Annotated in this window: 19 protein-coding genes; 10 read left to right on the plus strand and 9 right to left on the minus strand. The window is 75.0% G+C overall.

The window, feature by feature from the left end; translation table 11 throughout:
• The first annotated feature begins 6 nt into the window (after positions 1-6).
• The 3 genes from IG05_RS50675 to IG05_RS0128820 all read left to right on the plus strand — a co-directional run bounded on the left by IG05_RS50675 (position 7) and on the right by IG05_RS0128820 (position 2859).
• Entirely contained in the window at positions 7-120 is a 114-nt protein-coding gene (locus tag IG05_RS50675; RefSeq protein WP_420707634.1) for a putative leader peptide, read from the plus strand.
• A 133-nt stretch (positions 121-253) separates the two neighbouring features.
• Entirely contained in the window at positions 254-1456 is a 1203-nt protein-coding gene (locus tag IG05_RS0128815) for an LLM class flavin-dependent oxidoreductase (protein WP_030346948.1), read from the plus strand.
• 26 nt (positions 1457-1482) lie between these two features.
• Positions 1483-2859 (plus strand): NtaA/DmoA family FMN-dependent monooxygenase, encoded by a 1377-nt coding sequence (locus tag IG05_RS0128820; protein WP_030346949.1) that lies wholly within the window; start codon positions 1483-1485, stop codon positions 2857-2859.
• Between the two features lie 223 nt (positions 2860-3082).
• Here the strand turns inward: IG05_RS0128820 and IG05_RS0128825 are convergent, their stop codons facing one another.
• Positions 3083-4168 carry a M12 family metallopeptidase gene (locus IG05_RS0128825; protein WP_030346950.1) on the minus strand — a complete coding sequence of 362 codons (1086 nt, stop codon included), beginning with the start codon at positions 4166-4168 and terminating at the stop codon, positions 3083-3085.
• Positions 4169-4262: 94 nt separating this feature from the next.
• Here IG05_RS0128825 and IG05_RS0128830 point away from each other — a divergent pair, with 94 nt between their 5' ends.
• Entirely contained in the window at positions 4263-5987 is a 1725-nt protein-coding gene (locus tag IG05_RS0128830) for a helix-turn-helix transcriptional regulator (protein WP_030346951.1), read from the plus strand.
• Between the two features lie 27 nt (positions 5988-6014).
• On the opposite strand, the gene IG05_RS0128835 is transcribed toward IG05_RS0128830, so the two are convergent.
• Positions 6015-8621: a CHAT domain-containing protein gene (locus IG05_RS0128835; RefSeq protein WP_030346952.1), complete on the minus strand. Its 2607-nt coding sequence runs from the start codon at positions 8619-8621 to the stop codon at positions 6015-6017.
• An 85-nt stretch (positions 8622-8706) separates the two neighbouring features.
• On the opposite strand from IG05_RS0128835, the gene IG05_RS0128840 reads away from it, so the two are divergent.
• The 3 genes from IG05_RS0128840 to IG05_RS0128850 are packed head-to-tail and all read left to right on the plus strand — an operon-like array spanning position 8707 to position 11236.
• Positions 8707-10131 (plus strand): S8/S53 family peptidase, encoded by a 1425-nt coding sequence (locus IG05_RS0128840; RefSeq protein ID WP_030346953.1) that lies wholly within the window; start codon positions 8707-8709, stop codon positions 10129-10131.
• Positions 10128-10766, plus strand: a complete 639-nt coding sequence (locus tag IG05_RS0128845) for an RNA polymerase sigma factor (protein ID WP_199808399.1) — start codon at positions 10128-10130, stop codon at positions 10764-10766. Before IG05_RS0128840 ends, IG05_RS0128845 begins: the two co-directional genes overlap by 4 nt.
• The gene (locus IG05_RS0128850) at positions 10763-11236 is read left to right on the plus strand and encodes a hypothetical protein (protein WP_030346955.1); all 474 of its coding nucleotides are present in this window, start codon (positions 10763-10765) and stop codon (positions 11234-11236) included. Before IG05_RS0128845 ends, IG05_RS0128850 begins: the two co-directional genes overlap by 4 nt.
• 143 nt (positions 11237-11379) lie before the next feature.
• Here the strand turns inward: IG05_RS0128850 and IG05_RS0128855 are convergent, their stop codons facing one another.
• The 7 genes from IG05_RS0128855 to IG05_RS0128890 form a co-directional block, all read right to left on the minus strand.
• Entirely contained in the window at positions 11380-12204 is an 825-nt protein-coding gene (locus IG05_RS0128855; RefSeq protein WP_420707635.1) for an N-formylglutamate amidohydrolase, read from the minus strand.
• A gap of 99 nt (positions 12205-12303) precedes the next feature.
• Positions 12304-14523, minus strand: a complete 2220-nt coding sequence (locus IG05_RS0128860; RefSeq protein WP_030346957.1) for an NADP-dependent isocitrate dehydrogenase — start codon at positions 14521-14523, stop codon at positions 12304-12306.
• 37 nt (positions 14524-14560) lie between these two features.
• Complete coding sequence (locus IG05_RS0128865) at positions 14561-14989, minus strand: DUF4186 domain-containing protein (protein WP_030346958.1); 429 nt, start codon at positions 14987-14989, stop codon at positions 14561-14563.
• Positions 14990-15059: 70 nt separating this feature from the next.
• Positions 15060-15815: a restriction endonuclease gene (locus IG05_RS0128870; protein WP_030346959.1), complete on the minus strand. Its 756-nt coding sequence runs from the start codon at positions 15813-15815 to the stop codon at positions 15060-15062.
• 89 nt (positions 15816-15904) lie between these two features.
• The gene (locus IG05_RS0128875) at positions 15905-16996 is read right to left on the minus strand and encodes a mechanosensitive ion channel family protein (protein WP_030346960.1); all 1092 of its coding nucleotides are present in this window, start codon (positions 16994-16996) and stop codon (positions 15905-15907) included.
• A 189-nt stretch (positions 16997-17185) separates the two neighbouring features.
• The gene (locus IG05_RS0128880; RefSeq protein ID WP_030346961.1) at positions 17186-18730 is read right to left on the minus strand and encodes an amino acid permease; all 1545 of its coding nucleotides are present in this window, start codon (positions 18728-18730) and stop codon (positions 17186-17188) included.
• A gap of 109 nt (positions 18731-18839) precedes the next feature.
• Positions 18840-19826 carry a hypothetical protein gene (locus IG05_RS0128890; RefSeq protein WP_030346962.1) on the minus strand — a complete coding sequence of 329 codons (987 nt, stop codon included), beginning with the start codon at positions 19824-19826 and terminating at the stop codon, positions 18840-18842.
• Between the two features lie 248 nt (positions 19827-20074).
• On the opposite strand from IG05_RS0128890, the gene IG05_RS0128895 reads away from it, so the two are divergent.
• Genes IG05_RS0128895 through IG05_RS0128905 form a run of 3 tightly spaced genes read left to right on the plus strand, consistent with a single transcriptional unit; the run spans position 20075 to position 24134 of the window.
• Positions 20075-21505 (plus strand): FGGY family carbohydrate kinase, encoded by a 1431-nt coding sequence (locus IG05_RS0128895; protein ID WP_030346963.1) that lies wholly within the window; start codon positions 20075-20077, stop codon positions 21503-21505.
• Positions 21502-22905 (plus strand): FAD-dependent oxidoreductase, encoded by a 1404-nt coding sequence (locus tag IG05_RS0128900; RefSeq protein ID WP_030346964.1) that lies wholly within the window; start codon positions 21502-21504, stop codon positions 22903-22905. The genes IG05_RS0128895 and IG05_RS0128900 overlap by 4 nt, the downstream gene beginning before the upstream one ends.
• Positions 22902-24134, plus strand: a complete 1233-nt coding sequence (locus tag IG05_RS0128905; protein ID WP_030346965.1) for an NAD(P)/FAD-dependent oxidoreductase — start codon at positions 22902-22904, stop codon at positions 24132-24134. Before IG05_RS0128900 ends, IG05_RS0128905 begins: the two co-directional genes overlap by 4 nt.
• Positions 24135-24142: the final 8 nt, after the last annotated feature.

Raw genomic sequence — 24142 nt, forward strand, 5'->3', positions numbered from 1 at the left:
ACCCGAGTGCCCCCGCGGGCACGCCCGCCGCGCGCCCCGCACCCGTACCGCTCCGTCCGTCTGCACTCCCGGCCGCACATAGACCTCCAGCGCGTGTCCGCCGCGCTCTGTCGCCGCTGACCTTTCCCCCCGGCCCCGCTTCCCGCCCGGGGTCTCCTCCGCCGCGCCCACCCGTGGCCGCCGCCGCCCGCCCCGGTCGCCGCCGGCACCGCGAGCCGGTGTTTCTCGTACGGACATCAAGGAAGGCACCGACGTGTCCTCGACCTCCCCCGCCCCCCTGCACCTCGCCGTCGCCCTGGACGGCACCGGCTGGCACCCCGCGTCCTGGCGCGAGCCGGCCGCCCGCCCCCGGGACCTGTTCACCGCCGGCTACTGGGCCGGCCTGATCACCGAGGCCGAACGCGGCCTGCTCGACTTCGTCACCCTTGAGGACGACCTCGGCCCGCAGTCCTCCCGGCTCCTCGCGCCCGACGAGCGCACCGACCAGGTCCGCGGCCGGCTCGACGCGGTCCTCGTCGCCTCCCGCGTCGCCCCGCTCACCCGGCACATAGGGCTGGTCCCGACCGTGGTCGCCACGCACACTGAGCCGTTCCACATCTCCAAGGCGATCGCCACCCTCGACTACGTCAGCGGCGGACGCGCGGGCCTGCGGGTGCGGACCACCTTCCGCCCTGACGAGGCCGCGCACTTCGGCCGGCGCACCATCCCCCGGATCGACGGCTTCGACGCCCCCGGGGCACGGGAGGTGATCGCCGAGCTGTTCGACGAGGCCGCCGACTACGCGGAGGTGGTCCGCCGGCTCTGGGACAGCTGGGAGGACGACGCCGAGATACGGGACGCGGCGACCGGCCGCTTCATCGACCGGGACAAGCTGCACTACATCGACTTCGAGGGCCGCTTCTTCAGCGTCAAGGGCCCCTCCATCACACCCCGTCCGCCGCAGGGCCAGCCGCTGGTCACCGCGCTCGCCCACCAGACGGTCCCGTACCGGCTGGTGGCCCGCCAGGCCGACGTCGGCTACGTCACCCCCCGGGACGCGGACGAGGCCCGGGCGATCGTCGCCGAGATCCGCGCCGAGCAGGAGGCGGCGGGCCGCGCCGGCGAGACCGTGCACGTCTTCGGCGACCTCGTCGTCCTCCTGGACGACAGCCGGGCCGAGGCGGAGGCCCGCCGCGACCGTCTCGACACGCTCGCGGGGGAGCCGTACACCAGCGACGCCCCCATCTTCACCGGCACGGCCGCACAACTGGCCGACACCTTGGAGGAGTTGGCGGAGGGCGGACTGACTGGCTTCCGGCTGCGGCCCGCGGTCGCCGGCCACGACCTGCCCCGGATCACCCGGGACCTGGTGCCCGAGCTGCAGCGCCGCCGCCGCTTCCGGGACGCCTACGAGGCCGGCACCCTGCGCGGCCTCCTCGGCCTCGCCCGCCCCGCCAACCGCTACGCAGCAGCCTGAACGCCGGAAGGGACGACCCGTACGCCATGAGCAAGCCGCTGAAGCAGATCCACCTGGCCGCCCACTTCCCCGGGGTCAACAACACCACCGTGTGGAGCGACCCGGCCGCCGGCAGCCACATCGAGTTCAGCTCCTTCGCGCACTTCGCGCGGACCGCCGAACGCGCCAAGTTCGACTTCCTGTTCCTCGCCGAGGGACTGAGGCTGCGCGAACAGGGCGGGCAGATATACGACCTCGACGTGGTCGGCCGCCCCGACACCTTCACCGTGCTGGCCGCGCTGGCCGCCGTCACCGACCGGCTCGGCCTGACCGGCACCATCAACTCCACCTTCAACGAGCCGTACGAGGTGGCCCGCCAGTTCGCCAGCCTCGACCACCTCTCCGGCGGCCGGTCCGCGTGGAACGTGGTCACCTCCTGGGACGCCTTCACCGGCGAGAACTTCCGGCGCGGCGGCTTCCTGCCGCAGCAGGAACGCTACTCCCGGGCCAGGGAGTTCCTCGCCACCGCCCACGAGCTGTTCGACTCCTGGCGCGGTGACGAGATCGTCGCCGACCAGGCCACCGGCACCTTCCTGCGGGACGCCAGGGCCGGCGCCTTCGTGCACCGGGGGCAGCACTTCGACATCCACGGCCGGTTCAACGTCCCGCGCTCCCCGCAGGGCCGGCCGGTCGTCTTCCAGGCCGGCGACTCGGAGGAGGGCCGCGAGTTCGCCGCCTCCGGCGCGGACGCCATCTTCAGCCGGTACGCCACGCTGAAGGAGGGCCAGGCGTTCTACACGGACGTCAAGTCCCGTCTCGCCAAGTACGGCCGTCGCCCGGATCAGCTGCTCATCCTGCCCGCCGCGACCTTCGTCCTCGGCGACACCGACGAGGAGGCCGCCGAACTCGCCCGGGAGGTCCGCCGGCAGCAGGTCAGCGGCGCCACCGCCATCAAGCACCTGGAGTTCGTCTGGAACCGTGACCTGTCGGCGTACGACCCGGAGGGCCCGCTGCCCGACGTCGACCCGGTGGTCGCCGAGGAGCACATCTCCCGGGGCCGCGCCCAGGTGCGGATGTACCGGGACCCGGTCGCCATCGCCCGCGAGTGGCGCCGGCTCGCCGAGGCCAACAAGTGGTCCATCCGCGACCTGGTCATCCACACCGGCAACCGGCAGACGTTCATCGGTTCCCCGGCCACCGTCGCCCGGACCATCAACGAGTTCGTGCAGGCCGACGCCTCCGACGGCTTCATCCTCGTGCCGCACATCACCCCCGGCGGACTCGACCCGTTCGCCGACAAGGTGGTCCCGCTCCTCCAGGAGCAGGGCGTCTTCCGCGCCGACTACGAGGGCACCACCCTGCGCGACCACCTCGGCCTCGCCCACCCCGACGAGACCGGCACGGCCCGGCGCGCCGCGTCGTGACGTCCCCGGCGCGCCGGCCCGCCTGACTTCTCCCCGTACCCCCCGACCCGCAGGCGCCCCGGGCCGCCCGTTCCGCCCCGCGCCCCTCAGCACGTCGAGGGGTGCGGTTCTTCGCGGAGCCCTTCGGCCACCCGGTGCGGGCATGGACGTCACCTCCCCCGTGGGTGACGTCCATGCCCGTTCCCCCGGCGCCGGTCCGTGGCCCGCCGTCGTCCGTGTGCCGTCACCAGCACATGACCGCTGTCTCCCCCGACCCCCACGTGGAGTACAGGCGGACCCGGACGACATAGCGGCGGCCCTTGACGAGCCGGACGCGGACGGCGGCGTTCTCCGGTGTGCCGCCGTCGTCGTGGCCCGCGAGGAAGCGCGGTTCCCCGTCGCGCTCCTCGAAGACCACCAGTACGGTGTCGGCGTCGCCGAAGGTGCCCACGGTGTACTCGCGGGTCTCCGGCGGCTCGACGGTGAAATCGGCCTGCCCGCCCGGCCCGAGACCGAGCGGCGCGGACCGGAACGGCACCAGCGCGGCCGGCCCGGTGGGACCGGTGGGCGGGTACCAGCGCAGCACGAACTCCTTGTCCGCCGGGGACGGCGTGCCGGGCGGACGCAGCCCCCCGCGGTACTGCTCCGGCTCCAGCACCAGCCCCGGCCCGATCGGCAGTGTCATCACCGACTGCGGGTCCCACACCGAGCCGCCCGCCTCGCAGGCGTCCAGCCGGCCCAGCACGTTGCGGTACGCCGTCTCCCGGCTGAAGAAGTTCGGCGGGCCCGCCAGTTCGGCGTACACGGCCTCGTCGTCCCAGTGCAGCCCGGCGAACGGACTCTGGTGCTCGTGCACCATGCCCAGCGCGTGCCCGATCTGGTGCAGGACCGTGCCGCGCTCCCCGGGCGCGGTCACGTCCCAGCCGAGGTTCATGGTGCGTTCGCCCCGGCCCACCGACAGAGCGCCCCGGCCCACCGCCGACCAGGACCCGGCGCCGGACTGGAACCCGATCCGCAGCTCCGCCTCGCAGCGGTCGCCGACCTCGGCGAAGGCGACGCCGATGCCGAGGTCCCGCCACTCGCCGAAGCACGAGCGGACCACCTCCCGCTGCTCCTCGCCGCCCGCCCACGGCACCCGGCGCAGCTCCCCCGTCCCGGGAACCGGGATGACCGAGGCGTCGGTGCGGTCGTCCAGGAAGCAGTAGTGCAGGACCGTGCCGTCGACCCACATCCGCCGCCCGGCGAGCAGCGCGCCCAGCCGCTCGGCCGTCAGCCCCGGGGCGAAGGCCGGGGCCGGCTGCCGCGGAAGCGAGCAGAGGCGTCGGGTCATGCGGCCACAGTGCCGCCCGCGCCGCCCGGACGCCTGAGTCGGGGTCTACTCAAGTCGCCCTGTATCAAGCCTGAGTACGCGCGCTCTGCATGATGTGAGGACCTACGAACAGGACGCCAAGACCCTGGAACTGCCCTGGCCGTTCACCGGCCGGGCGGAGGAACTGGAGGGGGTGCGCGGTGCGCTGACCGCCGGCCGGCCCGGCATCGTGGTGACCGGGCCGGCGGGCCGCGGCAAGACCCGGCTGATCACGGAGGCCGTGCGGGGCACGGACCACGCCCGGGTGACCGGCACACCCGAGGCCCGGGACCTGCCCCTCGCGGCGTTCGCGCACCTGCTCCCCGACACCGTCTCGCTGCACCGCGCGGTCCGCGCGCTGTCCGGCGTACGCCTCCTCGTCGTGGACGACGCCCAGCTCCTGGACGAGACCTCCGCCGCCCTGGTCCACCAGCTGGCCGTGCAGGGCCGCATCCGTCTGGTCGTGGCCGCGGCGGACGGCCCGCCCCCGCCCGCGGCGGTCTCCCGGCTGTGGACCGGGGAGCTGCTGCCCCGGCTGCCCCTCGACCCGCTGCCCTGCGAGGACACCGCCCGGCTGCTCGCCGGCGCCGGCCTGGAACCGCTCACCGTGCGCCGGCTGCACCAGGCCTGCCGGGGCGACCTGCGGCTGCTGCGCGACCTGGTCACCGCGCTCGCCGGATCCGGCCGGCTGACCCCCGTCGCGGGCACCGGGGAGCGGGCCTGGCGGGGCGCCCTGCCGGTCACCCCGGCCGTCCGCGAGCGGCTCGCCCCCGCCCTGGAGCGGTCCGGGCCCGGTGAACGCGAGGCGCTCGAACGCCTCGCGTTCGCCGAACCCCTGCCGCTGCCCGCGGACGAGCTGGACCTGGCCGCCCTCGAACACCTGGAGGCGGACGGCCTGATCGACGTCGGTGCACACGGCGCCGTCACCCTCGCCCACCCCCTGCACGGCCCCGTCCTGCGTGCCACGGCCGGCCGGCTGCGGGCCCGGCGGCTCGGCCGCGCGCCCCTCGCGCACGGTCCCGCGCTGGCCGCCGAACAGAGCGCGCTGGCCCGGCGGATGGAACGGCTCGACGTCCGGCCGGTGCCGGCCCCGGTGGGCGAGTGGCTGGTGGCGGAGGGCGGCCCGCTGCCCGCCGGGTACGCCGCCGTCCGCGCCCGGTACGCCCGGCTGCGGGGCGAGCTGCGGGAGGCGGCGGCCTGGGCCCGGGAAGGGCTGCGGCAGACCGCGTCGGACAGCGGGTGCCTGCGGGAACTCGCCCTCGCCGAGCAGCCGTTGGGCGAGGTGACCGATCCGGACGAGGTCCACGCGCTCTACGGCGCCGTACGCCTCGGCGAGCCCGGCCGGGCGGTCGGGCGGCTGCCGGCCGGGAGCGTGTTCGCCCGCCACGCGGACGCGCTCGCGCGCGGGGACGGGCCCGCGCTGGACCTGGCCGCGCAGGCGCTGGCCGAACGGGGGTTCCTGCTGTACGCGGCCGAGGCCCACGCGCAGGCGGTACGGGTGCACCGGGATCCGCGGGCCGCGCGGCTGTCCCGCACCCGGGCCGTCGCCCTGGCCCGGCGCTGCCAGGGAGCGCGTACGCCCGCGCTGGCCGGCCTGGTCCTCGGCGAACTCACCGTGCGGCAGCGGCAGATCGTCACTCTGGCCGCGGCGGGGCTGAGCAACCGGGAGATCGCCGAGCGGCTGACGCTGTCCGTACGGACCGTGGGCAACCATCTGTACAGCGCGTACACCCGGCTGGGGACGGGGGAACGGGACGCGCTGCCCCGGCTGGTCGAGGAGCCGCGGACGGAGACGGCCTGAGGGATGCCCGGGGCGGTCCCCCTTCGCTCAGGCCGCCCCGAACGCCGCGAACGCCCAGCCCGTCGCCTGGTGGACCGCGTCGCCGGGCAGGACCGCCCGGGCGTCGCGCAGGGCCTCGGCCAGCGAGAGACCCGCGCCGAGGCCCTTGTGCAGCGACAGCATCAGCGGCACCACCGCCGCGTCGTTGACCGGAGCGCTGCTGGCCACCACCCCGGCCGTGCCCAGCGGCAGCAACGCCGTGACCAGGCCCAGGAGTTCGTCGGCGCCGACCGAGGCGAGGCGGGCGGTGTCGCAGCTGGAGAGGATGATCCGGTACGGGCTGCGGGCCAGGCGCTCGAAGTCGTGGACGATCAGCGGGCCGTCGGCCATCCGGAGGGCGGAGAACAGCGGGCTGTCGGCGCGGAACGTGCCGTGCGCCGCGAGGTGGGCGAGGCACGCGCCGTCGAGTTCCGCCAGCACCCGCGGCACCTGCGCGGCCTCGCCCTCCAGGACCGTCGCCGCGCCGTACCGGTCCGCCAGTTCGGACACCTCCGCACCGCACGTCGCCAGGCCCGGGCCGCGCACCAGCACCGGCCGGCCGTCGTCCGGCGGCGGCGCCGTCTCCCGGGCCCGCAGCCAGCTGCCGGCCGACGGCGACACGCTCAGCACCCGCTCCCGCAGCGCGGGCAGCAGCGCCCACGGCACCCGGTGCAGCGCGCCCGGCGGTACGACCACCACCGGGCCCGGACCGAGATGGGGCACCGCCCCCGCCAGCAGCAGCTCCTGGAGGCGCCGGCCGGCGGCCTCCACGAGCGGCAGCCGGGCGTCGGCCCCCGGGTGCGCGAGCCGTCGCAGCCCCGCCTGCACGTGCTCGGCCTCGGCCGCCGCCTCCGCCAGCGAACCACCCGCGAACCGCCGTACCCTGCCCTGTCCGCACAGCAGGACGTGCACCCGGCCGTCCACCACGGCCAGTTCGACCAGCCGTCCGTCGCCCAGCCGGTCCAGCAGCCGGCCCATGTCGAGCCGGTCGCCCGCGTCGGCCGCCGCCCCGCCCATGTGCCGGGTGCGTGAGCGGATCTCCCGTTCCAGGCGCCGCTGTTCGCGGTCCAGCGCCGGCACCGGGCGGCCCGCCATCCGGGCGGCCTCCGCGCGGGCGGCGATCTCCCGGTAGGCGGTCAGCCCGCTCAGCAGCGCCGGATCGTCGGGCGGCCGGGCCGGCGGCGTGGACAGCACGGTCGCCCGCCACCGCTCGCTCCACCCCAGCAGCCGGCGCGGACCGCCCTGCGCGAGAGTCACCTCCTGCGCCAGTGCCGCGAGTTCGGCACCCTGCGCGGTCGCGTGGGCACGCAGCTCCGAGGCGCCCAGCGTCATCCGGTGGTCGTCCAGCACGTCCAGACCGCGCCGGCACGCCTCCAGCACCCCGCGCCGGGAACCGGCCGCCCGCGCCCGCAGCGCCTGCGCCACCCAGCCCGTCATCCGGGCCGTGGGCGGCCCGCCGTGCCGGCTGCGCGCGGCCACCGCCAGGTGCCGTTCCGCGTCCGCCGTCCAGCCCAGCGCCAGCGCGATCCGGCCCGCCAGCAGCGACGCCTCCGGGGCCGCGGGCGAACCGAAGGAGGCCAGCCGCCCGGCGACCGCCGCCGCGTCCCCGACCATCCGCCCCGACCGCCGCCCGGCCGCCACCCGCGCCTCCAGCAGCACCAGCCGGGCGTGCGTCTCCCACCAGGACCGGCGCTGCGCCGCGAACAGGCGTACCGCGACGGCGGCGCGGGCTATCGCGGTGTGCGCGTCCCCCGCCGACCGGGCGGCCCACGAGGCGGCGAGCAGCAGCTCGGCCTTGCGGGTGGACTGGCCGCCGATCCGGTCCAGCAGCGCGATCGCCGCGTCCGCCTCGGCCAGCGCCTCCGGGGCGAGCCCGGCCGCCATCAGCACCTCGCAGCGCCGGATCGACAGGTTGTACGTGGGCGTGCCCAGCTTGGCGTAGCGCTCCTCGGCCTCGTCCAGCAGCCGCAGCGCCGCCGGGATGTCCCCGGACCGGAACGCGGCCAGTCCCCGGCTCTCCACCGCGTCCGCCTTGTCGTGCTCCTGGCCGGTGGTCTCCCACAGCCGTTCCGCCGCCGTGAAGTCCGCGACGGCCCGGTCCACCGCGCCCAGCGCCAGATGCACGGTGGCCCGCAGGGTCAGCGCCCGCGCCGTCCAGATGTCGTCGGCGGCCTGCCGCAGGACCGGCAGGGCCCGCCGGACGTCCTCCAGGGCCTCCCGGTGCCGCCCCAGCACCCACCACACGTAGGCCCGCCGGTACAGCACCCGGGCCCGGGTGTGGCCGCTGCCCCGGGCGACCCCCCGCTCGAAGGAGGCGAGCCCCTGCCGCGTGCGCCCCGCGTGCACCAGTGCGACCCCCAGCGTCGCCAGCACATCGGCCTCCCGGTCCGCCGACTCGGCGCGCGCGGCCAGGTCCCGGGCCCGCCGCAGGTGCCGCAGCGCGATCCGTAGGTCGCCGAAGTCCCGCTGCCAGATGCCGAGGACCTGGTGGGCGACGCTGGCGTGGAGCGGCGACGGGGCGGCGCGCAGCACGTGTTCGGCGCGTGCCCGGGCCTCGCCGGGATCGGCGAACACCATGGGCAGCAGTTCGAGCACCGACTCGCTTCCCGCTGTCACGTCTCGCATGGTAGTGGCCTGCTGTATCAGACGGTGACCCCACGACTCTCACTGTCGGACACCGTCTTGAGGGGGAGGACACCACATGGCACCACACCGCTTCCACGAGCAGTTCGAGCACATCCGGCGCTCGCTGCCGGACGTACCCCTGACCATGGGGCCGGACGACTCGGCCGGGATGCTGTACGAGAAGGGCGCCGTCCTGGTCCGGGACGGCGAGGAGGCCCGGTTCGTCGAGGACGCCGTGCGCGCCCACTTCACCCGGACCCCGGGGCTCGTCCCCGACCCCGTGCGCCGTGTCGGCCCGCGGGCCGGCCGCACCGGCGTCACCCGGATCCGGGTCGGCGACCCGGACGGGGGCGAGGACACCGTGCCGCACGCGCTGCGCGCGGTGCGGGAGGCCGAGGACCGCCAGGGCCGCCGGCTGGCCGGCCGCAACCACGTGGTGCACATCGCGGTCAACGCCTGCCCCGGCGACGAGCCGGTGCCCGTCCCGCGCACCGAGCCCGCAAACCCCGCCGCGGCCGAGGAGAGTTACGACCCGGCCACCGCGGTCGGCGTCCTCGTGGTCGACACCGGTCTGATGCACGACCACCGCTCCTACCCGCTGCTCGCCCACACCACGGGCGACGCCCAGCTGACCGAGACCGACGGCGACGGCGTGCTCCACCAGTACGTCGGCCACGGCACGTTCATCGCCGGGATCCTCGCGGCCGTCGCGCCCAACACCGACATCACCGTGCGCGGCACCCTCAACGACGCCGGCGCCGTGCTGGAGTCCGAGTTCGGCGCGCTGCTCTTCGAGGCCGTCGACCGGGACGGCTGGCCCGACATCATCAGCCTCTCCGCGGGCACCCCGAGCGCCGACACCGACGGACTGATCGGTCTGGACGCGTTCATGCGGGAACTGCGCGACCGGCGCACGCTGCTGGTGGCCGCCGCCGGCAACAACGGCAGCGACACCCCGTTCTGGCCCGCCGCCTACGCCGCCCTGCCCGAGTACGCCGACTGCGTGCTGTCGGTCGGTGCCCTGCGCGGGGACGGCGAGTCCGGGGCCTGCTTCACCAACCACGGGCCGTGGGTGCGCGTCCACGTCCCCGGCGAGCGCCTCACCAGCGCCCTCACCGGCTTCACCACGCCCGTGCCGTACGTCTACCAGCACTCCACCTTCGACGCCTGCCGGTTCGGCGCCGACTACCCGTGCACCTGCCGGTACCCGCGCCACACCGGTGTGCTGAGCGAGGGCCGGGAGAGCACCGGCGGCAAGCCGGACCAGGTGATGTTCGACGGTCTCGCGCAGTGGAGCGGGACCTCCTTCGCCGCCCCGGTGGCCGCGGGACTCGTCGCCGCCCGGATGTCGGCGTACCGGGAGCGCGACCCGCGGGCGGCCGGCGCGGCGCTGCTGGCAACCGCCACCGAGCGGGCGGAGGTGCGCGGGGCGCAGGTGCCGGCGCTCCGGCCGCCCACCTGGCGCCCCGTCCCGGGCGCGGCCTGGGCCGTGCCCGCATGAGGTCCGGAACGCTCCACTCCGCGGCGTACGATGACAGGCCGTACACAAGGGGTGGGGCCGTGGACCGAGCAGAGGTCGGCGTGTTGGTCCAGTCCGCCGTCGACGGGGACGCCGCGGCCTGGAAGGCGCTGGTGGAAGGGATGAGTCCGCTGGTGTGGTCGGTGGTGCGCGCGCACCGGCTGTCGGACGCCGACGGACACGAGGTCTTCCAGACCACGTGGTTCCGCTTCGCCCAGTACCTGGGCCGCATACGGGAACCCGACAAGGCCGGTGCCTGGCTGGCCAGTACGGCCCGGCACGAGTGCCTGAAGGTGCTCAAGGGGCTGGCGCGGCTGACCCTGACCGACGATCCGCGGGTGCTGGACCGGGCCAGCGAGGAACGGACGCCGGAGGAGACGCTGATCGACTCGGAGGACGCGGCGGACCGGGCCGAGCGGGTCCGCCGGCTGTGGCAGGAGCTGGACGGACTGGGCGAGCGCTGCCGGCAGCTGCTGCGCGTGCTGGTGGCCTCGCCGCCGCCCAGCTACGGGGAGATCTCGGCCGCGCTCGGTATCGCGGTCGGCAGCATCGGTCCGCTGCGCCAGCGCTGTCTGCGCCGGCTGCGGACCCGGATGAACGCACGGGGTGCGGCGTGAACGGCGACGACGGCAGGCCCGGAGGGCCGGAGGAGTTCGCGGACGGGCTGCTGGAGGAGGAGCTGCGCCAGGCGGCCGCCGTGCTGGACCCGGTCCCGGCCGAGCTGGTGCAGGCGGCCCTGGACGCGTTCGCGCTGCACGACCTGGACGCCCGGCTGGCCGAGCTGTCCTTCGACTCGCTCGTGGACGCGCTGCCGGTCAGGGGCGTCACGGGCGCGCCGCGGATGCTGACGTTCCGCGCGGGCGAGGTGACCGTCGACGTGGAGGTCACCGAGGACGGCCTGATCGGTCAGGTGCTGCCGCCGCAGCCGGCCCGCGTCGAGATCCTCGGCGGCCCGCAGACCACCCGCGCCCCGCTCATCGCGGACCCCCTCGGCCGCTTCACCGGCACCACCCCGCCGTCCGGCCCCTTCGCCCTGCGACTGCGAACCGACGCGGAGGTGATCGTCACGGAGTGGCTGCGGGCCTGAACCAGTCCACGAGCGCCGTCGGCGCGGTGGCGCGGGGGTCCGGGTTCGGGCCGCCCGGTTCCCCCGGGGGGCCGGATCGCGGTGGCGAGCGTCTCCGGCCTGCGCCCGCCGGCCGGCGGCCGGGCACTCGTCGGAAGCGTGGCTCAGGGGCCGGCCAGGTCCACGAGGGACGCCAGTGCGGTGGCGAGGCGGTTCAGGCCCGGGCCGGGCGGGCCGGAGGGTTCGGTCATGTAGGTGTCCCGGCGGATCTCCACCATCAGGGCGCCGACGCGGGCGTCCGTGCCGTAGAAGTCCAGCGGGACGTACGTCCCGGCGAACGGGCTGTCCAGCCCCGTCCCGCCGCAGCCGGCGAACGCCGTGCGGGCGGCCGCGGTCAGCTCCGGCGGGGTGTGGAAGGGGTCCGTGCCGAGGCACACCGGCGGGCGCGGGCCGGCGCCGTGGAGTTCGTACGGCAGCGGTTCGGCCGGGTACGAGTGGACGTCGATGATCACGGCCCGCCCGGTCGCGGTGAGCCGGCCGGCCACCGCCCGGGTCATGGCTGCGGCGTACGGCCGGAAATAGCGGGCGAGCAGCGGCTCCGGGTCGGTGTCCGCGGGCCGCAGCACACCCCGGTGCGTGGTCCGCGTGTACACGGCGCCCATGCCGGCCGCCGCCATCTCCTCCCGCTCGTCCGGGAACCGCTCGGGATCCACCACCAGCCGTGACAGCCGGTTCACGAACCGCCAGGGCCGCACCCCGGCGAGCGCCGCGGCCCGCTCGGCGATCTCGGCCGTGTGCGCGTCCGTGATCCGGTCCAGCTCCCGCTGCAGTTCCCGCTCGTCCAGCACGATCCCGGCGCGCACGTCCTCGGGTATCGCCCGTGCCGAGTGCGGCACGTGCAGCAGCACGGGGGAGTCCGGGTCACCGGGCAGGAGGTCGAAGGAGGTCACGGGCCGCTCCAGGGCGTCGTCGGTGGCATGGTGCGTGATCAAGGTGCCACACACCACTGACAACGCCCCGCGGCGGGTACGACCGCGCCCCGGCCGGGCGGTTGCCGGCCGGGGCGCGTCACACGGGCGCCGCGGGCGTCAGCTCAGGGACGCCAGGGCCTCGTTCCAGGTGGCCGACGGGCGCATGACCGCGTCCGCCTTGGCCTTGTCGACCTGGTAGTAGCCGCCGATGTCGGCGGGGGAGCCCTGCACCGCGTTCAGCTCCTCGACGATCTTCTGCTCGTTCGCGGCGAGGGTCTCGGCGAACGCCGCGAAGGCCTTGGCCAGGTCGGCGTCGTCGGTCTGCCGCGCCAGCTCCTGCGCCCAGTACAGGGACAGGTAGAAGTGGCTGCCGCGGTTGTCGATGCCGCCGACGCGCCGGGTCGGGGACTTGTCCTCGTTGAGGAAGGTCGCCGTGGCGCGGTCCAGGGTGTCGGCGAGGACCTTGGCGCGGGTGTTGCCGGTGGTCGCCGCGTACTGCTCGAAGGAGGGCACCAGGGCGAAGAACTCACCGAGGGAGTCCCAGCGCAGGTAGTTCTCCTTGACCAGCTGCTGGACGTGCTTCGGGGCGGAGCCGCCGGCGCCCGTCTCGAACAGGCCGCCGCCCGCCATCAGCGGGACGACCGACAGCATCTTGGCGCTGGTGCCCAGCTCCAGGATGGGGAAGAGGTCGGTCAGGTAGTCGCGCAGCACGTTGCCGGTCACCGAGATGGTGTTCTCGCCGCGGCGGATGCGCTCCACCGACAGCTTGGTGGCCTCGACCGGGGACAGGATGCGGATGTCCAGGCCCTCGGTGTCGTGCTCGGGCAGGTACTGCCTGACCTTGGCGATCAGCTGCGCGTCGTGGGCGCGCGTCTCGTCCAGCCAGAACACCGCCGGGTCGCCGGTGGCGCGGGCGCGGGTGACGGCCAGCTTGACCCAGTCGCGGATCGGGTCGTCCTTGGTCTGGCAGGCGCGGAAGATGTCGCCCTGCGCGACCGGCTGCTCGATCAGGACGTTGCCGGCCTGGTCGGTCAGGCGGACGGTGCCGGCGGCCGGGATCTCGAAGGTCTTGTCGTGGGAGCCGTACTCCTCGGCCTTCTGCGCCATCAGGCCCACGTTCGGGACCGAGCCCATGGTGGACGGGTCGTAGGCGCCGTTGGCCCGGCAGTCGTCGATGACGGCCTGGTAGACACCGGCGTAGGAGGAGTCCGGGATCACGGCGAGGGCGTCGTGCTCCTGGCCGTCCGCGCCCCACATGTGGCCGGAGGTGCGGATCATGGCCGGCATCGAGGCGTCGATGATGACGTCCGACGGCACGTGCAGGTTGGTGATGCCCTTGTCGGAGTCGACCATCGCCAGGTCCGGGCCCTCGGCGATCTCGGCGTCGAAGGAGGCCTTGATCTCGGCGCCCTCGGGCAGGTTCTCCAGGCCCTTCAGGATGCCGCCGAGGCCGTCGTTCGGGGTGAGGCCGGCCGCCTTGAGGGTCTCGCCGTACTTCGCGAACGTCTTCGGGAAGAAGGCGCGCACCACGTGACCGAAGATGATCGGGTCGGAGACCTTCATCATCGTGGCCTTCAGGTGCACGGAGAACAGGACGCCCTCCTCCTTGGCGCGGGCGACCTGCGCGGCGAGGAAGGTGTTCAGCTCGGCGACGCGCATGACGGCGGCGTCGACGACCTCGCCCTCGCGGACCGGTACGGACTCCTTCAGGACGGTGGTGGTGCCGTCCTCGCCGACCAGCTCGATGCGCAGCGCGCCGGCCTCGGAGACGACGACGGACTTCTCGGTGGAGCGGAAGTCGTTCTCGCCCATGGTCGCCACGTCGGTCCTGGACTCGCCGGTCCAGGCGCCCATGCGGTGCGGGTGGGTCTTGGCGTAGTTCTTCACCGAGGCCGGAGCACGGCGGTCGGAGTTGCCCTCGCGCAGCACCGGGTTGACGGCGGAGCCCTTGACCTTGTCGTAGCGGGCGCGGATCTCGCGCTCCTCGTCGGTCTTGGGGTCGTCCGGGTAGTCCGGCAGCGCGTAGCCCTTGGCCTGCAGCTCGGCGACGGCGGCCTTCAGCTGCGGGATGGACGCCGAGATGTTCGGCAGCTTGATGATGTTGGCCGCGGGGGTCTTGGCCAGCTCGCCCAGCTCGGTCAGCGCGTCGGGGATGCGCTGGTCCTCGTTCAGGTACTCCGGGAAGACGGCGATGATGCGCCCGGCCAGCGAGATGTCACGCGTCTCCACGGGCACACCGGCCTGCGAGGCGTACGCCTGGATCACCGGCAGGAACGAATGCGTCGCCAGGGCCGGGGCCTCGTCTGTGTAGGTGTAGATGATGGTCGAGTCAGTCACCGGGTGCTCCGCTCCACGTCTGCAACATTGCTCGACATCAAGATATCTCGTGATCGGGGTCGGCTCGACAGGGGTCCTGGCCGGAAAAAGCGCCGCCCGCCATCTCGCGCGCGATCCAGTGGCAGATCACGTCCACCACGTACACGTGTTCGTCCCGGGTCAGTGTCCGCCCCTTCGGGATCCCGTGCCAGCGCTGGAGGCAGCTCCGGCAGCAGGTGGCGGTCGCGTGCTGGGCCACGAAGACCGGATGTCCCCGGTACGGCGTCTGCCTGCCGTCCTTGTACGGCTCGGCCGGGGCCAGCCGCTTGGCGATCAGGTCGTAGGCGTGCCACCGCAGGGTCGCCGGGCCCTTCAGCCCGGCGGTCGCCCGGTCCCGGCCGCGCAGGTGGAACCGCGCCCGGAACGGCTGCCGGGCGAGGGCGTCCAGCAGCTGGTCGAGCGAGCGGGGGTCGGGGGAGGAGGTCATGCTGCTTCGAGGGTAGTCCGTGACCGGTACGTCCGGGGGCTGCGCCGGCCGGTGCGGCGGGCGTGCCGGTTCACGGTCCCAGGGGCGCCCGCTCCCAGGGGCTGGGGCCGGTGCCCCGGCGCCAGGCCTCCAGGCCGTCGCCGTTCACGCAGACGATGCCGCACTGCAGCGCGTACTCCAGGGCGGGTGCCGTGAAGTCGCTCGTGGTGACCACCGCGGCGACGTCGGCCTCGTGGATGGTGAAGCAGGTCCCGCCGAAGCGCTGCATGTCCTGGGAGCCGACCTTGTTGTCGTCGCAGTACTGCTTGCACTGGATGACCAGGCGCCGCCCGTCCGGGGTGCGGGCGACGACGTCCGCCCCGAGGTCGCCGGCCCCGCCCACCACCTCCACCTCGCGGCACTCGGCGAGCTCGCACAGCTCCGCTATCGCCTGCTCGAAACCGTCGGGGTCGAGCGCGGCGAAGTCGGTCACCGGGACGGGGGCGGCGGCGGGCACGGACGCGGCGGCCCCGGCCGCCGGTGCGGCGGCGAGACTGCCGGAGGCCTTGTCGGCGGCTTCCTCCAGCGCCCGGGCGGCCCGGACCGCGTACCCGCCGGCGGACAGGCGGCGCCGCCGGGAACGGAGCCGGAGCGCGGCGGCCGTGGCGAGCAGCGCCAGGATCCCGGCCCAGACCGGGCGGCGTTCGGCCATGTCCGCCGCCGTGCGCGCCAGGAACGCGAGGACGCACAGGATGATCGCGAGCAGCACGAAGAACATCGCGGTGCTGCGCAGGTCGAAGCGCCGACGGCGCTCCGCCCCTCGGACCTGGCGCACGGGTATGGTCATGCCGGCTTCCTCCTGACAGCGACGAAGATCTCCCGGCTACGGATGCCCAAGATCCCCGCCCGCTCCCAGGACGGTCCGGCCGGGGTGGCTCAGTCGGCCACCGCCGCCCCGCCGGTGATGTCCTCCCCGGTGCGCTGGTGCGGGATCACCGCCGGGCCCGGCTGGAGGGAGACCGTGCGGGTGGGGGCCGGGATGCGGATGCCCTCCTCGCGGTAGCGGCGGTGCAGGCGCTTGATGAACTCGTGCTTGATCCGGTACTGGTCGCTGAACTCGCCGACGCCGAGGATCACCGTGAAGCCGATCCGGGAGTCGCCGAAGGTGTGGAAGCGGATCGCGGGCTCGTGGTCGGGGACGGCGCCGGCGACGTCCGTCATGACCTGCGCGACCACCTCAGCGGTGACCCGCTCCACGTGCTCCAGGTCGGAGTCGTAGCTCACCCCGGCCTGCACCAGGACGGTCAGCTCCTGTTCGGGGCGGGTGAAGTTGGTCATGTTGGCCTTGGCCAGCTGGCCGTTGGGGATGACCACCAGGTTGTTGGAGAGCTGGCGGACCGTGGTCTGGCGCCAGTTGATGTCGACGACGTAGCCCTCCTCGCCGCTGCTCAGCCGGATGTAGTCGCCCGGCTGGACGGTCTTGGAGGCGAGGATGTGGACGCCCGCGAAGAGGTTGGCGAGGGTGTCCTGGAGGGCCAGGGCGACCGCCAGGCCGCCGACGCCCAGGGCGGTCAGCAGGGGCGCTATGGAGATGCCGAGGGTCTGCAGGACCACCAGGAAGCCGATGGCCAGGACCAGCACCCGGGTGATGTTGACGAAGATGGTCGCCGAGCCCGCGACGCCCGACCGGGACTGGGTGACCGTACGGACCAGACCGGCGATCACCCGGGCCGCGGAGAACGTCACCACGACGATCACCCAGACCTGGAGCGCCTGGTACACGTGGTGCTGGACGGCCTTGGTGCACGGCAGCACGGCCGTGGCCGCCGCCGCGCCGCCCGCGATCGCCGCCCAGGGGACGACCGAGCGCAGCGCGTCCACGATGACGTCGTCACCGCTCCAGCGGGTGCGTTTGGCGTGCCCCGCGAGCCAGCGCAGCAGGGTGCGGGACATGAAGGCGAGCACCAGGCCGGCCCCCAGGGCGATGCCGGCGAGGACCAGGTCGTCCAGGGTCGGCGTGCGGTTCACCGGTCACCTCCGGGGCGCGGAACCGCTGCGGAGCACCACTTGTGAAGTCTCGTCACGTTGTCACCTGCTCGATGTCCGGAATGTGCGATCGCGCCGGCCGGAGGAACTCCGGTGACCGGCGCGCTCGTTCATCCTGCCGTATCCGGGACGCAGGTCCGCACCGGGACCGGCGCTGTGCGGACAGCCGGCTCAGACGATGCCCTCGGCGAGTTCCGCCTGGTCACGGTCGCTGCCGTACGCGGCGGTGGTGGGGGTGCCGTACGACCGGCGGGCGACGTACCACCAGATGCTGGCGAGGACCAGGACCACGGCGAGGGCGACGGAGGCGTAGTTCATCGTGCCGGCCGTGACCGGCGAGGACTGCGGCAGGCAGAACAGGACCGTCACGCACGCCACCCACACGACCGCGATCCAGCCGATCGGCCTGCTCCAGCGGCCCAGGTGCCACGGCCCGGGCCGGAAGCGGTCGCCGGCGCGCAGCCGCAGGTACACCGGGATGGCGTAGGCCGGGGTGATGCCGATGACGTTGATGGCGGTCACCGCGTTGTACGCCGTCGCCGAGTACAGCGACGGCAGGGCGAGGACGCAGGCCACCACGACGGACAGCCAGACGGCGGCGACCGGGGTCTGGGTGCGGCCGCTCACCTTGCGCCACAGGTGGGAGCCGGGCAGCGCGCCGTCCCGGCTGAACGCGAACACCATCCGGCTGGCCGCGGCGACCTCGGCGTTCCCGCAGAACAGCTGGGCGACGATGACGACGAGGAGCAGCGCGCTCGCGCCGTCGGTGCCGAGGCCGTCGAGCAGGATCTGGGCGGGCGGCACACCGGTGCCGGTGGTGCGGGTGGCGTCGTAGTCCTGGATGGCGAAGGTCAGACCGGCCAGCAGCACGAAACCGGCCAGCCAGGACGCCCAGATGGCGCGGACTATGCCGCGGGAGGCGGCCACCGAGGCGTGCGAGGTCTCCTCGGACAGGTGGGCGGAGGCGTCGTAGCCCGAGAAGGTGTACTGGGCGAGGAGCAGGCCGATCGCCGCGACGTACAGCGGGTTGTGCCAGCCGGTCTCGTTGACGAACTTCGTGAACACGAAGGACGGCGACTGGTGGTGGTCGGGGAAGACCGCCAGCGCGCCGACGATGAGGGCGACGCCCGCCAGGTGCCACCACACGCTGATCGAGTTGAGCACGCTGACCAGGCGCACGCCGAACAGGTTCAGCACCGCGTGCAGCAGCAGGATGGCGCAGAAGATCAGCATGGTCTTGCCGGGCGTGGGCTCGAAGCCCCACTGGAGGTTGGCGAACGCGCCCGTGAACAGGGCGGCGCCGTAGTCGATGCCGGCGATCGCGCCGAGCAGGCCGAGCAGGTTCAGCCAGCCGGTGTACCAGCCCCAGCGTCTGCCGCCGAGCCGGTCGGCCATGTAGTACAGGGCGCCGGAGGTCGGGTAGGCGCTGGTGACCTCGGCGAGCGCGAGTCCGACGCACAGCACGAACAGGCCGACACCGGCCCAGCCCCACAGCATCACGGCGGGGCCGCCGGTGTTCAGGCCGAAGCCGTACAGGGTCATGCAGCCGGACAGGATCGAGATCACCGAGAAGCTGATCGCGAAGTTGCCGAAGCCGCCCATGCGGCGGGCCAGCACCGGCCGGTAGCCGAGTTCCCGCAGCCGCTGCTCCTCGTCCTGCTGCGGCAGGCCGGGGGAGGGGACGGGGGCGGGCGAGGGATCGGGGGTGGGGGACACGCGGGGGACCTCCGGTATCGACGGTTTCCAACGGGCACGTGCGACGGGAACGTTCGGGGGTGGAGCGGAGGGCTGTGCGTTCAGGGGAGCGGGCGGGGGCGGGACCGGTTCAGGGGCGGGAGCCGTCCGCGGCGGCCCGGCAGCGGTCGCGGGCCTGCACGAAGATCTCCACGGCCCGGTCCCGGTCCGGGGTGCGGTACATCCAGGGCGGGGGCGTGAAGTACGGGCCGATCGCCTCGAACACCCGGGCCGCCTGCGGGAACTGGAGCGAGCCCCACAGGGCGTGCGCCAGGTGGTTGAGGTCCGGCAGCGCCCGCTCGGCGGGCCGCGTCCGCTCGAACCAGGAGTCCAGCGCGCGCCGCGCCTCACGGGCCGCCTCCTCCGCCACCCAGTGCAGGTCCAGCGCCGCGTCGTGCCCGCTGTCCCGGCGGTAGCGCTCGACCCGGACGTACAGCGGCAGCAGGTGCAGCGCGGAACCGGGCGGGGCCTGGCCGGCGGCCCACTGCGCGTACCCGGAGGCCTCCGCGAGCCGGCCCGAACCGCCGCGCACGTACAGGAACTGCAGCATGCGGTGGTGGGCCTCGCGGTTGAACGGGTCGCGCCGGCCGGCCTCGGCCAGCAGCCCCCAGGGGCCGGGCGGCAGCAGCGGCTCCGGCGCGGCGGCCCGGTGCTCCTCCCAGCGCTGCTCCGGATCGAGCTGGGCCAGCGCCAGCAGGCACACCCAGGGCACCGGGTCCCGCGGCGCGGCCCGGGCGGCGGACTGGGCCGCGTCCCACGCCTCGATCCACAGCTGGTGGGTACGGCGGTGCCGTTCGCGCCGGGCCCGCAGGGCGCGCTCCACACCGACCCGGGCGTGCATCACCACCGCGTGCGCGCTGTCCGGTTCCTCGGCGAGCCAGGCCCGCACCACGTCGGTGCCGGCCGCGGTCGCCGCCAGGACCTGGGTGCGCTGGGTCCACTGCCCCCAGTGGGCGGTCTCCGCGAGCAGGGTGCGCATGGCCATCCAGCGGCCGGTGCGCAGGTCCTGCAGGGCGGCGCGCAGGGCGTGGTCGGGGCCGGCGGGGTCGTAGGAGGGGCGGGCTCCGTCTCTGGCCATCAGCGGGCCCCCGGCCACTGGCGCACGGGCGAGGTGGCGGGGTGACGTTGCAACAGCCCTCCCCTGGGCGGTATGGAAGATGCCTCGTGTGGTCGGCGGTCACTATAGAGGCGTGGGTTGCCCCGTACCATTGTTACCAAGTCAACTATCTAGTAAGGCAAGTTGACCTGGCGGGGGAAGCTTGACGCCGGGCCCGGGCGACGGCAGGCTGGCGCGGTGATCTTCACGGCTGGAGCGGAGGACGCGCGATGACCGGGCCGGTGCTCGCCGTCGACCAGGGCACGTCCGGCACCAAGGCGCTCGTGGTGTGCCCCGAGCGCGGGGTGCTCGGTTCCGCCTTCGCCGAGGTGCGGCCCCGCCATCTGCCCGGCGGCCTGGTCGAGGTGGACCCGGCCCGGCTGTACGACTCGGTGGTGGACGCCGGCCGGCGCGCGCTCGCCGAGGCCGGCGAGGACGTCGTCGCGTTCGGGCTGGCCAACCAGGGCGAGACCGTCCTCGCCTGGGACCCGGCCACCGGCCGCCCGCTGACCGACGCCCTGGTCTGGCAGGACCGGCGCGCCGAGACCGTCTGCGCCGAACTCGCCGAGCACGCCGAGGAGTTGCGGCAGCTGACCGGTCTGCCCCTCGACCCGTACTTCGCCGCGCCGAAAATGGCCTGGATCCGCCGCCACCTCACCCGCGAGGGCGTCGTCACCACCTCCGACGCCTGGCTGGTCCACCGCCTCACCGGCGCCTTCGCCACCGACGCCGCCACCGCCGGCCGCACCCAGCTGCTCGACCTGGACCGCGCCGAGTGGTCCCCGCGCGCCCTCGACCTGTACGGCCTGGCCGGCGAACGCCTGCCCGAGGTGACCGACACCGCCCAGCCGGTCGGCACCACCCGGGCGTTCGGCCCCGAGATCCCGCTCACCGGACTGATCGTCGACCAGCAGGCCGCGCTGCTCGCCCAGCGCGTCACCGGCCCCGGCGCCGCCAAGTGCACCTACGGCACCGGCGCGTTCCTGCTCGCGCACACCGGCGACCGCCCCCGGCGCGGCGACTCGGGCCTGGCCGGCTGCGTGGCCTGGCGGCTCGACGGACACACCGCCTACTGCCTGGACGGCCAGGTCTACACGGCCGCCTCCGCCGTCCGCTGGCTCACCGGGCTCGGTGTCGTCTCCTCCGCCGCCGACCTCGACCCGGTCGGCGCCACCGTCCCCGACAGCGGCGGGGTCACCTTCGTCCCGGCCCTGGCCGGCCTCGCCGCCCCCTGGTGGCGCGGCGACGTACGCGGGTCCCTCACCGGCCTCGGCCTCGACACCACCCCCGGGCACCTGGTGCGCGCCCTGTGCGAGGGCATCGCCGCCCAGGTCGCCGAACTCGCCGACGCGGCCGCCGGCGACCTGGACGCACCGCTGGACACGCTCCGCGTCGACGGCGGCCTCACCCGCTCGGCGCTCCTCATGCAGACCCAGGCCGACCTGCTGCAACGCCCCGTGGAGGTGTCCGCGCTGCCCGACGCCACCGCGCTCGGCGCCGCCACCCTCGCCCGGCTCGGCGCGCACCCCGGCCTGAGCGTCGAGGACGCCCTGCCCGACTGGAGCCCCGCCGCCGTGTACGAGCCCCGCATCAGCGCCGGCCAGGCCGCCGAACGCCGCGCCGGGTTCCGCGCCGCCGTCACGGCCCTCCTCGGCTCGTGACGGTCACCGCGGAGGGTCCGCTGCCCTCGGTGCCGTACGACGTGGCGATCGCCGGTGCCGGCGTCGTCGGCTGCGCCGTCGCCCGCGAACTGGCCCGCCGGCCCCGGCTGCGCGTCGCCCTGCTCGAAGCCCAGGACGACGTCGGCCAGGGCACCTCCAAGGCCAACACCGCGATCCTGCACACCGGCTTCGACGCCACCCCCGGCACCCTGGAGGCCCGGCTGGTCCGCGAAGGCTACGCGCGGCTCGGCGCCTACGCGGCCGAGACCGGCATCCCCGTCGAACGGGTCGGCGCGCTGCTGGTCGCCTGGGACGGGGAGCAGCTCGCCGCGCTGCCCCGGCTGGCCGAGAAGGCCGAGCGCAACGCCTGCCCCGGCACCGTGCTGCTGGGCCCCGGGGAGCTGTACGCCCGGGAGCCGCACCTCGGCCCCGGCGCGCTCGGCGCCCTGCACGTCCCCGGCGAGAGCATCATCTGCCCCTGGACGACGACCCTCGCCTACGCCACCCAGGCCGTGCGCGCCGGAGTGGACCTGCACCTGAACACGGCCGTGCACCATACCCGGTGGGCCGACGGGCACCTGCTGACCACCAGCCGGGGCACCCTGCGCGCCCGCCACCTGGTCAACGCGGCCGGACTGCACGCCGACACCCTGGACCGCGCCCTCGGCCACGAGGACTTCACCGTCACCCCGCGCCGCGGCCAGCTCCTGGTGTACGACAAGTTCGCCCGCCCCCTCGTCCGGCACATCCTGCTGCCCGTGCCGACCGCCCTCGGCAAGGGCGTCCTGGTCGCCCCCACCGTCTACGGCAACGTCCTGCTCGGCCCCACCGCCGAGGACCTGCACGACAAGCAGGCCACCGGCTCCACCGCCGACGGGACGGCCGCACTGCTGGAGCAGGGCCGGCGCATCCTGCCCGCCCTGCCGGCGGAGGAGGTCACCGCCGTCTACGCCGGGCTGCGCGCGGCCACCGGGCACGAGGACTACCGGATCACCGCGCACCCCGGGCAGGCGTACGTCACCGTCGGCGGCATCCGCTCCACCGGCCTGACCGCGTCCCTGGCCATCGCCGCCCACGTCACCGGCCTGCTGGCCGACGGCGGCCTGGACCTCGGCCCGGTCCGGGAGCCCGAGCCGGTGACCATGCCCAACCTGGGCGAGGCATTCCCGCGCCCCTACCAGCGGGCCGACCTCATCGCCGCCGACCCCGAGTACGGCACCCTCGTCTGCCACTGCGAGCGCGTCTCCCGCGGCGAGATCCGCGACGCCCTCGCCGGGACGGTCCCGCCGCGCAGCCTGGAGGGCCTGCGCCGCCGCACCCGCGCACGGGCCGGCCGCTGCCAGGGGTTCTACTGCGGCGCGGCGGTACGGCAGTTGTTCGAGCAGGGGGCGGCGCCATGACGGCCCCGCGGCACGTGGACGTCCTCGTCGTCGGCGCCGGTCCCGCCGGACTCGCCGCCGCCGCCCGGCTGGCCGCCGCCGGCGCCGGACGCGTGGAGCTGCTGGAACGGGAGGCGCGGCCCGGCGGGATGCCCCGGCACTGCGCGCACGGCGGCTTCGGCACCTGGACCCGCCCGCTCACCGGCCCCCGCTACGCCGGCCTGCTCACCGAGGCCGCCGAGCGGGCCGGCGCCACGCTCCGCACCGGCGTGACGGCGCTGGACTGGGCGCCGGCGGGCCCCGTGCTGACCACCGTCGGGCCCGGCGGACCGGAGACCGTCCAGGCGCGGGCCGTCGTCCTCGCCACCGGCGCCCGCGAACGCCCGCGCGCCGCCCGGCTGGTGCCCGGCACCCGCCCCGCCGGCGTCTGGACCACCGGCGAACTCCAGCAGGCGGTCCACCTGTACGGGCAGCACATCGGTACCCGCGCGGTCGTCGTCGGCGCGGCGGACGTCTCCTACGCGGCGGCAGCCACCGTCCGCGCGGCCGGCGCCGAGGTCGTCGCCCTGGTCACGGAGCACCCGCGCGCCCAGACCGGCAGGGCCCGCGCCGGTGCGGCCCGGCTGGTCCACGGCATCCCGCTGCTCACCGGCACCACGATCACCGAACTGCTCGGCCACGGACGGCTGTCCGGCGTCCGGGTCCGCCACCGGGACGGTCGCACGGCCGTACTCCCCTGTGACACCGTGGTGTTCACCGGCGACTTCGTGCCCGAGCACGAACTGGCCCGGCGCGGCGGCCTCACCCTGGACCCGGGCACCCGCGGCCCCGCCACCGGCGCCACCGCGCACACCTCGCGCCCCGGCGTCTTCGCCGCCGGCAACCTGTTGCACGCCGTGGAGCCCGCCGGCACCGCGGCCCGCGAGGGCGCCCGGGCGGCCGGCGCGGTCCTGGACTTCCTGGCGGGCGCGCCCTGGCCGGACCCGGGCGTCCCCGTGACCGTCGAGGCACCGCTGCGCTGGATCGCCCCGAACCGCGTCACCCCGGGCGCCGTACCCGACCGGCACGTCCTGCGCACCGGCGTCCCGCTGCCCCGCCCGGTGCTGTACGTCCGCCAGGACGGCCGCCTCCTTGACCGCCGGCGGCTCACCGCCGGCACCGCGCCGCCCGGCCGCACGCTGACCCTCACCGCCCGCTGGCACGACCGCGTCGACCCCGGCGGCGGGCCGGTACGGGTGAGCACCGGCTGAGCGGGCGT

Source organism: Streptomyces sp. NRRL S-1022 (assembly GCF_000720135.1).
In the GTDB taxonomy this organism is placed as follows: Bacteria; Actinomycetota; Actinomycetes; order Streptomycetales; family Streptomycetaceae; genus Streptomyces.

Coding starts and splice junctions, on each gene's coding strand:
- IG05_RS0128820 (WP_030346949.1), top strand. CDS start 1,483: ATGAGCAAGCCGCTGAAGCAGATCCACCTGGCCGCCCACTTCCCCGGG.
- IG05_RS0128825 (WP_030346950.1), bottom strand. CDS start 4,168: ATGACCCGACGCCTCTGCTCGCTTCCGCGGCAGCCGGCCCCGGCCTTC.
- IG05_RS0128840 (WP_030346953.1), top strand. CDS start 8,707: ATGGCACCACACCGCTTCCACGAGCAGTTCGAGCACATCCGGCGCTCG.
- IG05_RS0128845 (WP_199808399.1), top strand. CDS start 10,128: ATGAGGTCCGGAACGCTCCACTCCGCGGCGTACGATGACAGGCCGTAC.
- IG05_RS0128865 (WP_030346958.1), bottom strand. CDS start 14,989: ATGACCTCCTCCCCCGACCCCCGCTCGCTCGACCAGCTGCTGGACGCC.
- IG05_RS0128870 (WP_030346959.1), bottom strand. CDS start 15,815: ATGACCATACCCGTGCGCCAGGTCCGAGGGGCGGAGCGCCGTCGGCGC.
- IG05_RS0128890 (WP_030346962.1), bottom strand. CDS start 19,826: ATGGCCAGAGACGGAGCCCGCCCCTCCTACGACCCCGCCGGCCCCGAC.
- IG05_RS0128895 (WP_030346963.1), top strand. CDS start 20,075: ATGACCGGGCCGGTGCTCGCCGTCGACCAGGGCACGTCCGGCACCAAG.
- IG05_RS0128905 (WP_030346965.1), top strand. CDS start 22,902: ATGACGGCCCCGCGGCACGTGGACGTCCTCGTCGTCGGCGCCGGTCCC.